Origin of the sequence: Bacteroides acidifaciens (assembly GCF_024623065.1) — a bacterium.
In the GTDB taxonomy this organism is placed as follows: Bacteria; Bacteroidota; Bacteroidia; order Bacteroidales; family Bacteroidaceae; genus Bacteroides; species Bacteroides acidifaciens.
In genome coordinates, this window is record NZ_JANJZR010000114.1 from 1 (window position 1) to 9,130 (window position 9,130).

General features: G+C 40.8%; 7 protein-coding genes and 1 pseudogene. 3 read left to right on the plus strand and 5 right to left on the minus strand.

The features are described from left to right. The first annotated feature begins 391 nt into the window (after positions 1-391). Positions 392-1,225, plus strand: a complete 834-nt coding sequence (gene nfo, locus NSB03_RS19105; RefSeq protein WP_024988651.1) for a deoxyribonuclease IV — start codon at positions 392-394, stop codon at positions 1,223-1,225. A gap of 236 nt (positions 1,226-1,461) precedes the next feature. Here the strand turns inward: nfo and NSB03_RS19110 are convergent, their stop codons facing one another. From NSB03_RS19110 to NSB03_RS19120, 3 genes are read right to left on the minus strand one after another with little or no spacing between them, the layout of a single operon-like run. After that, positions 1,462-2,022 (minus strand): DUF4890 domain-containing protein, encoded by a 561-nt coding sequence (locus tag NSB03_RS19110; RefSeq protein WP_024988652.1) that lies wholly within the window; start codon positions 2,020-2,022, stop codon positions 1,462-1,464. Positions 2,023-2,054: 32 nt separating this feature from the next. Beyond that, on the minus strand, positions 2,055-2,411 hold the full coding sequence (locus NSB03_RS19115; RefSeq protein ID WP_024988653.1) for a hypothetical protein: 357 nt from the start codon (positions 2,409-2,411) through the stop codon (positions 2,055-2,057). A gap of 4 nt (positions 2,412-2,415) precedes the next feature. Further along, positions 2,416-2,955, minus strand: coding sequence for an RNA polymerase sigma factor (locus NSB03_RS19120; protein ID WP_024988654.1), 540 nt, complete (start codon positions 2,953-2,955; stop codon positions 2,416-2,418). Between the two features lie 42 nt (positions 2,956-2,997). Here NSB03_RS19120 and NSB03_RS19125 point away from each other — a divergent pair, with 42 nt between their 5' ends. Then, positions 2,998-3,138 (plus strand): hypothetical protein, encoded by a 141-nt coding sequence (locus NSB03_RS19125; RefSeq protein ID WP_159102165.1) that lies wholly within the window; start codon positions 2,998-3,000, stop codon positions 3,136-3,138. 19 nt (positions 3,139-3,157) lie between these two features. Here the strand turns inward: NSB03_RS19125 and NSB03_RS19130 are convergent, their stop codons facing one another. Continuing rightward, on the minus strand, positions 3,158-3,334 hold the full coding sequence (locus NSB03_RS19130) for a DUF4250 domain-containing protein (RefSeq protein ID WP_024988655.1): 177 nt from the start codon (positions 3,332-3,334) through the stop codon (positions 3,158-3,160). 61 nt (positions 3,335-3,395) lie between these two features. Continuing rightward, a pseudogene (locus NSB03_RS19135) lies at positions 3,396-3,560 on the minus strand (carboxypeptidase-like regulatory domain-containing protein); the annotation flags it as partial. A gap of 259 nt (positions 3,561-3,819) precedes the next feature. Here NSB03_RS19135 and NSB03_RS19140 point away from each other — a divergent pair. Beyond that, complete coding sequence (locus NSB03_RS19140) at positions 3,820-8,694, plus strand: RecQ family ATP-dependent DNA helicase (RefSeq protein WP_172504138.1); 4,875 nt, start codon at positions 3,820-3,822, stop codon at positions 8,692-8,694. Positions 8,695-9,130 lie beyond the last annotated feature (436 nt).

Sequence of the window (9,130 nt, forward strand, 5' to 3'; positions counted from 1 at the left end):
GTGGGTTATTAAGAGCCTGCTCCGAGTTTTGCCCGACACAGTTTTGAGAGTTGCTCTCGAGTATATTTTCTGTTGTTAATCAAATCCACACCGGAACGTTCGAAACCTTTTAGGCTATTTTATTCCGCAGATCAGCTATCAAGACCTGTTTCATTGCCTATTTTTATTTCGCATAACTATAGTCAAACGAAGCAATAGCAGGCAATCGAAATAATATATAATATAATCAAGCAACCGAAAAAAATCCAATCAACATCAAAACTATATATGGACTATGATTCGATTCATAACCGTATCGAAACAAACTATATTGCAAATACAATTATCCTATTCAAACATCAACTCTCATAAAAATGTTATATTTGCAGACAAGAATCAAAAGAAATAAAATATGAAGTATATCGGAGCACATGTAAGCGCATCCGGTGGCGTAGAATTCGCCCCCGTCAATGCGCATGAGATAGGAGCAAATGCTTTTGCACTATTCACAAAGAACCAACGCCAATGGGTAAGCAAACCGTTAACAAAGGAAAGTATCAGTCTTTTCAAAGAGAATTGTGAGAAGTTCGGTTTCCAGACGGAATATATCCTGCCCCATGACAGTTACCTTATTAATTTGGGACACCCGGAGGAAGAAGGATTGGCAAAAAGCCGTGCCGCTTTTCTGGATGAAATGCAACGTTGCGAACAACTCGGATTGAAACTCCTGAATTTCCACCCCGGCAGCTCTCTCAATAAAATATCAATAGAAGATTGCCTGTCACTTATCGCAGAAAGTATCAACATCACTTTGGAAAAGACGAAAGGAGTGACAGCCGTTATCGAGAATACCGCCGGACAAGGCAGTAATCTGGGAAGCGAATTCTGGCAACTAAAATATATCATTGACCGGGTGGATGACAAAAGCCGGATAGGGGTTTGTCTCGATACTTGCCATACCTACACAGCTGGTTATGATATAGTGAATGAGTATGACAAAGTATTCGACGAGTTCGATAAGGAAGTGGGATTCAGTTATCTACGCGGCATGCACTTGAATGACTCAAAGAAAGCATTAGGCACTCATGTAGACCGTCATGACAGTATTGGTGAGGGACTGATTGGAAAAGCTTTTTTTGAAAGGTTGATGCAGGATCCGAGATTTGACAATATACCGTTGATACTCGAAACTCCGGATGAAAGCAAGTGGACGGAAGAGATTGCCTGGTTAAGAAGCATCGAATAAAAAATCGACAGTCATAAAAGGAAATAAGAACAAAGTAGATTGAAAGACAAAAACAGCCGACAAACAGAGTTTGCCGGCTGTTTTTATATATAACCATCAGCAATTTAATAAATATTCGCCATACCGACTAACGGTTCATACAGAAAATATGCTAAAAACCAACTGAAAAAACACCTATGACTGCCTATGTTCAAATTGTGTTGATTAAACTGATAAAATAAACTTAGTCTCTGTTCTTAGCCTTGACGCGGAGTGCGAGGTCTCTGTCCCTGATGGTGATGTCCTTGTCCGGGTTGCTGTCCTTTTCTACGGTCAAACTCTTTTCTGAACTTATTCGCATTGCTTTTCTCCTGCTGATACATCTTCATTATCTGCTTTTGAGACAGTATCTTGCTGAATTCATTGTAATACTTCTCACGGACATCGAGCGTCTTACGGCTTTGAGCAAACTGGTTTTTCAGCATCGTTGCTATTTCAGCATCAGTCATAGCCGGTTTCTGACCTTCTTTTTTTGCAGCAACTTCCGTGCCCTGCGGCTTTTCCGCTCTCGGTTTGCGATTCATCATGCGGCATTCGCGCAGTTCTTTCAGATATTCCCCGTAAACCGGAGTAAACTTGGCAGCAGTCGCATCATCCAGCATCAGTGTCCTAATCATCTGATTGGTTTGCATCTGCGTCATCCGTTCTGGTGTAGGACGCTGTTTCCTTTCTTTATTGTCTTTATTCTGAGCAGAAAGGGACATCTGGCTTCCCATCAAAAGAGCAGCCAAAATTACATAAATAAACTTCATCTTCATAATTTTCACGTTTTAATAATTAATTGATTCACTTAATACAAAAATATATCGTTTTCAGAGAAGCTGACGAGCTCTTCCAACTCCTCATCCGACAGTTCTTTAATCCATTTGTCTACCTGGTCTGTAGCATTGTTTCTTTCAACAGCCAACACATTTGACGAAGACGGCTTGACATCATCCGCCCGATAGAAAGACGGAACAAACAAAAGCCCTGTCAACATGGCCGCTATGGCAACTACCGTAGAAATAATCAGCTTCATGGGGGATTTCCGCTGTTGTTTCACTCCGGCACGCTCCATTACTTTCCGCTGCATATCCTCGAAGAATCCATCGGGGGTACGGTAAGGCGTCCGTTTACCAATATCGTCAAAATCAAATTCCTTTTTCATCGTCCTATCTGTTTAATATATATTCCTTTATCTTTTCTTTCGCATAGTGGTAATTCACTTTAAGCGTATCCACTTTACTGTCCAGTACACGGGCAATCTCTTCATATTCAAGTTCGTCGTAATAACGCAAATTGAATACCAGCCGCTGCTTTTCCGGCAGACTTAAAATGGCTTCCTGAAACTTCACTGCCAGTTCATTCTCATAATCAATGTAATCGGAAGCCTTCAACTTGCCCATCAACTCTTCCCGTACATCTTCCGCGGAAACAACTCCTTCATCTTTACGGCTGTTCAGCAAACGTAAGCTCTCATTCGTTGCAATCCGGTACATCCAAGTCGACAGTGAACTTTCTTCGCGAAACTGGTCGATATGCCGGAATACCCGGATAAAGACTTCCTGAAGCACATCTTCCGCATCTTCGTGAGAGACGACCAGTCTACGGATATAATTATATATCGGCACATGGAAAGAGTCCATCAGCATCTTGAATCCCCGTTCGCGATTCGAGGAACAAACTTCACGAATTTTATTCTCGTTTATCATCAATTCTTTTTCTGAGCTTTATCAGTTAGAACGCAGAAGGATATGGAAGTTAAATACGGAAATTTGCATTTTGCTTTTATTAACATGAAGAAGGAGAAAAGAAAGATTGCGCAATTGGATGGAAAAAGCGCTGCCAAAGCCTTTACAGAGACTACGGCAGCGCTTCAAATGTTTTATCTATAAACTGTAAACAGGAAGATGATTACCAGAACTTATTATGTTCCGCACTATACTCGAAACCGGCAGCTTTCAACTGATTCACTAACTCATCCTTATTTACGTCCATATCTTCACAAAGTTCGTCTAGTGAAGAATAACAATCACGCAACTTCATATTAATGACGCTGAACAGCATCATCGGGTCTTTTGGTAACTCCATAACATACAATATTTTAAACCGGGCGCAAAGTTACAGCAATCTCATCGAACGGCAAAACAAATCAATCACCTATTTCTTCTATCTTCAAAGAGACTTTTTCTATCAGTTTACCGATTTCCGTTTCCAACGGGATGACGTTGAACTCTTTCCAGAAGTTCTCGTCATATCTGAAGTTCGTGTCGGAGAAGATGGTACGGGTGGATAACCTTTCTCTGCGGGAGAATATTCAGGAGTAACTTGCCAATATGACACATATCATTATTAAAATAAAGACTGAAACTGATATAAGCCAACCGCCTCATCGTCCTGTTTGTTTGAAAAATTACATAGAATTAAATCAAAAGAAAATAGTAATTTTAACTGATTTTTCGGTTTTATCCTTACCTTTGTAAATGATATTGGAGTGTTATACTCGAACAACAAAAAGAAAACGATGCAGATACATAACTAATTCAAGGTATAAAACTTTTTATTATATTGAATATATGTCAATATGGAGCAAACTCATAGGAATTAAGAAAACCGAGGATAGCAACAATATCATCGGGAGTAAAACTACCTCTGTACCACGCAGTGCTCAAAATTATGCCATAGTAGATATTGAAGTTGGCTTGAAAGACCGCAAAATCCATGATATAGGAGCACTCAAACATGATGACACAACATTCCATAAAACTTCAAAAGAAGAACTATTTATTTTCTTAAACGACATAGACTATATCTGTGGTCACAATATCATTCATCATGATGCCAAATATCTATTTACAAACAAAACATGCCGATGGATTTTAGTTGATACACTTTATGTATCGCCTTTATTATTCCCGGAACGCCCTTACCATAGGCTTGTAAAAGATGACAAACTGATTAGCGAACAGATAAACAATCCGGTGAACGATTGCAAAAAAGCAAAAGACTTATTACTGGACGAAATAGCACACTGGAATTCATTGCCGGAGGAAAAGCGTACACTATTCGCATCGTTACTGAAGGACAAGAAAGAGTTTGAGGGATTTCTTAGCATGGTAAGCGCAAAGTATATCCATGAAGGAATACCCGAACTTATAAAAAAACTTTATACTGGAAAGATTTGCCATCATGCCGACCTTGACATGCTCATCGAACAATATCCATGCGGATTGGCATACGCATTGGCTCTGATTGAGACCACCGACTATCGTTCTATCACTCCCGGATGGGTACTTTACAATTATCCGGAAGTAGAATTTATTGTAAAACTCCTGCGCCACACTATTTGCCAGAAAGGTTGCAGCTACTGCCATACACAATTGGATGTACTCTATAATCTAAAAGCATTTTTCGGATATGAACGTTTCCGAACATACGAAGGCGAGCCACTGCAGGAACGAGCAGCCCAAGCAGCGGTGAAAGGCAAATCGTTGCTAGCGATATTTCCTACCGGTGGCGGCAAATCACTCACCTTCCAATTGCCGGCACTCATGGCAGGACGCTCCGTGCACGGGCTTACGGTTATCATCTCACCTTTGCAATCTCTCATGAAAGACCAGGTAGATAACCTTGCCGACAGAGGTATCACGGATGCCGTAACCATCAATGGAATGTTAGACCCCATAACAAGAGCACTATCCATACAAAGAGTACAAGACGGAGAAGCCTCACTGTTGTATATATCACCGGAAATGCTTCGCTCAAAAACAATCGAGAAAATATTGATGGCACGTCACGTTGTAAGATTTGTAATAGATGAAGCGCATTGCTTTTCTTCATGGGGGCAAGATTTTAGGGTTGACTATCTCTACATTGGTAAATTCATCCGAAAGTACCAGCAAACGAAAAAATGCAAAAACCCGATTCCTGTATCCTGTTTTACAGCTACCGCAAAACAGAAAGTAATACAAGACATCTGCGACTATTTCAAGCAAACTTTGGACTTGAACTTAGAGTTATTCGCATCAACAGCCTCAAGAACAAATCTGCACTATTCCGTCATACATGCAGAAAATGACAATGACAAATATTTAAAGCTGAGAGAACTTGTAGCGGAATCCGATTGCCCGACGATTATCTACGTATCACGTACCAAACGAACAAAAGAACTAGCTATTAAATTGACGCGTGACGGCTACAAGGCATTACCTTTCAACGGTAAGATGGAAGCTGATGAAAAAAATGCCAACCAGGATGCCTTCATGAACGATCAGGTGCACATCATTGTGGCTACGTCCGCATTTGGCATGGGGGTCGACAAGAAAGATGTCGGTCTTGTGATTCATTACGACATTTCCGACTCATTGGAGAATTATGTTCAAGAAGCAGGCAGGGCAGGTCGTGATCCCGGTCTCAGCGCACGTTGCTATGTACTTTATAGTGACAATGACTTGGACAAGCATTTTATATTGCTAAACCAAACAAAGCTAAGTATCAGTGAAATACAACAAGTATGGAAAGCTGTCAAAAACCTTACCAGACAGCGCATGAAAGTCAACTGTTCTGCATTGGAAATTGCCAGGCAAGCAGGATGGGACGATTCGGTATCCGACATTGAAACCCGTGTACGAACAGCACTAGCGGCTTTGGAACAAAGCGGATACTTGGTAAGAGGAAACAATGTGCCTCATGTATATGCCACAGGAATCACGGTGAAGAACATGGACGAAGCAAGAGAACGCATTTCAGCGTCAGTACTCTTCGGGAGCGATGAAATAGAAAAGGCAATCCGCATCATCAAATCATTGATATCCCAAAAACACATCACTAAGGCCCAGGATTCAGAGGCAGAATCACGGATCGACTATCTGGCAGATATATTGGGACTAAGCAAAAGAGAAGTTATATCCGTAGTGGAACGCATGCGACAGGAAGGCATATTGGCAGACAGCAAAGATATATCTGCCTATTTGCAGGATATAGGTGATTCGGAACGAAAGTCGCAAATACTCCTCGAACGCTTTGCAAAACTTGAACAATACATCCTTAACCGTATTCCCGACGGTTCTTTGCGAATTTCATGTAAGCAACTGAATGAGAACGCCGTAAACGACGGAATCAATACATCCAAAGAAAAAGACATCCGGACTCTGCTCTATTTCCTTACCGTAAAAGGATATACGCGTAAGAAAGAGGATGCGGTCCATAATATGGAGATAAGCCGTCAAGCAGACTTGGATTCTACCATCAGACGCTTCGAGAAACGATTGGAAATAAGTCGTTTTACGGTGGAATGGTTATACAAGTTGGCTTCAGATGCAGAAAAGGAAAACACACCCGACAAAGCTATCCAGTTCTCTGTAGTAGAACTTCTAAACCGAATAAAATCAAGTCCTCAATCCCTTTTCGGCGGACTTGACGACATTCAGTTAGAAGATGTGGAAGAAGCACTTCTATACTTGTCGAAAATCGGTGCGCTAAAGCTTGAAGGAGGCTTCTTGGTACTTTATAATGCCATGAATATCCAAAGAATAAAGGATAACAAGTCGAGATACAAGCAAGACGACTACCGGATGCTAAATGAATTCTACAAACTGAAAATCCAGCAAGTGCATATTGTGGGCGAATATGCCAATTTGATGGTGAGAGATTATCATGCCGCACTGCAATATGTTCAAGACTATTTCCAAATGGATTACAGGAAGTTTGTCACAAAATATTTCAAAGGTGACAGAATTAGCGAGATACAACGTAACTTGACACCACAGAAATACAAGCAGTTATTTGGGCAATTGTCCAAACGGCAAATGGAAATTATCTCCGATAAAGATTCACGTTGCATTGTGGTCGGAGCAGGTCCAGGTAGTGGAAAAACACGAGTATTGGTTCACAAACTGGCCTCACTTCTGCTACTTGAAGACGTGAAACACGAACAACTCCTGATGCTTACGTTTTCAAGAGCAGCCGCAACAGAATTCAAACAAAGACTCATGGAGTTGATAGGCAACGCAGCTCATTTTGTCGAAATAAAAACCTTCCACTCCTATTGCTTCGACCTCCTGGGACGAATAGGAAATCTTGAGGATGCCAAAAATGTCGTTGCAAAGGCAGCTGAGATGATCAACCAAGGAGAAGTAGAACCAAATAAAATCGGCAAGACGGTACTGGTCATAGACGAAGCTCAGGATATGGGAGCCGAAGAGCACGCACTTGTAAAAGCTCTAATGACCAACAACGAGGAGATGCGCGTAATAGCAGTGGGAGACGATGACCAGAACATCTATGAATTCCGCGGTTCCGATTCAAGTTATATGTACCGGCTGGCACAAGAAAGCGATAGTACATTTGTTGAAATGACCGAGAATTACCGCAGTGCACACCATCCGGTGGCTTTTGCCAACGCCTTCTTGAAAACCATCGATAAAAGGATAAAAAGTACGCCAATCATCTCCATGAGAAAAGAAGAAGGTTGGGTGGAAGTGACACGCCACCAATCAAAGTATATGTATCAGCCGCTCGTCGATAACTTACTTCAACACAAGGACAAAGGTACTTCGTGTGTGCTCACCCAAACAAATGAAGAGGCCGTTATCCTGATGGCTCTTTTGCGGAAACATGGCATAAACAGTAAACTGATACAGTCTATGGATGGCTTACGCTTTTGGAACATGGCGGAGATGAGATATTTCATGAGGTATATAAACAAGCGGATAAAAACACCGTTAATCACGGAAGAGCTGTGGGAAGAAGCCAAGCATAACACCTTCTATACTTATGACAGGAGTCTAAGCTTGATGTATGTGAGACGTTGTGTGGAACAGTTTGAACAAACCAACAAGACAAAATATTTCAGTGATTTCAAAGAATTTGTATTCGAATCGTCAGTGGAAGACTTCTGTGATGTATCAGGCACCGATGTCGTGGTATCAACCATTCACAAAGCTAAAGGCAGAGAGTTTGACGATGTGTATATGCTCATATCCGACAGTTATGTAAAAGATGCCTATCTGATGCGCCGATATTATGTAGGAATAACCCGTGCGAAAAACCGGTTGTTTATACATACGAATGGCGATTGCTTCAATCGTTTAAGTGCAGACCGATATATTGTTGATCAACGACAATATAACATGCCCGAAGAAATTGTGCTACAGCTCTCTCATAAAGATGTCTATTTAGGATTCTTCAAAGAACGTAAACATGAGGTCTTAGCATTGAGAGGGGGAGATTCTCTTACTTACAGTGATTTCTTTTTGTATAGTTCATTGACCAATAAACCTGTAGCAAAGTTATCGTTAAAAATGCAGGACACACTATCCGAGTGGGAAAAAAGGGGATATAAGGTAAAATCTGCATCAGTACGTTTCGTTGTAGCATGGAAACCTAAAGATGCACAAAAGAATGAACCGGAAACGGCTGTTCTTTTAGCAGACTTGATGCTTTCTTTGTAAGCTAAAATGTTTGAAATTATCACACTACCACCATTATAATAAAAAGCAAAATATTATGCTTAAATAAGAAACCGATACAAATACATAACAATACATTGATAGCGAAATGTGTCGGCCTACGATTTCAAGGAAATGCTGGAACGTAGGAAAATGAAGTCATGGCTTACTGTCCGTATCGGCTTTTGCCTATACGGACAGTAAGCACCCTTTCTTAGAAAAATTTACTGAATATCCCTAAAAAAGAGCATAACGCATAAACGCAAAAAGCGTGCAACTCACCAGAGCTGCACGCTTTTGTTTATTGTTTATTATCTGTATCCTTATCGGGATTACTTCACTTCCTCAAAGATAATTCAATAAGTAATCAGTACTAAATAATAGTCCTACCTTGTATCTATTATCGTTAGCTATGACCTCACATTAAACAACGAATAAA

Coding starts and splice junctions, on each gene's coding strand:
- NSB03_RS19140 (WP_172504138.1), top strand. CDS start 3,820: ATGTCAATATGGAGCAAACTCATAGGAATTAAGAAAACCGAGGATAGC.
- nfo (WP_024988651.1), top strand. CDS start 392: ATGAAGTATATCGGAGCACATGTAAGCGCATCCGGTGGCGTAGAATTC.
- NSB03_RS19130 (WP_024988655.1), bottom strand. CDS start 3,334: ATGGAGTTACCAAAAGACCCGATGATGCTGTTCAGCGTCATTAATATG.
- NSB03_RS19115 (WP_024988653.1), bottom strand. CDS start 2,411: ATGAAAAAGGAATTTGATTTTGACGATATTGGTAAACGGACGCCTTAC.
- NSB03_RS19110 (WP_024988652.1), bottom strand. CDS start 2,022: ATGAAGATGAAGTTTATTTATGTAATTTTGGCTGCTCTTTTGATGGGA.
- NSB03_RS19125 (WP_159102165.1), top strand. CDS start 2,998: ATGGAAGTTAAATACGGAAATTTGCATTTTGCTTTTATTAACATGAAG.
- NSB03_RS19120 (WP_024988654.1), bottom strand. CDS start 2,955: ATGATAAACGAGAATAAAATTCGTGAAGTTTGTTCCTCGAATCGCGAA.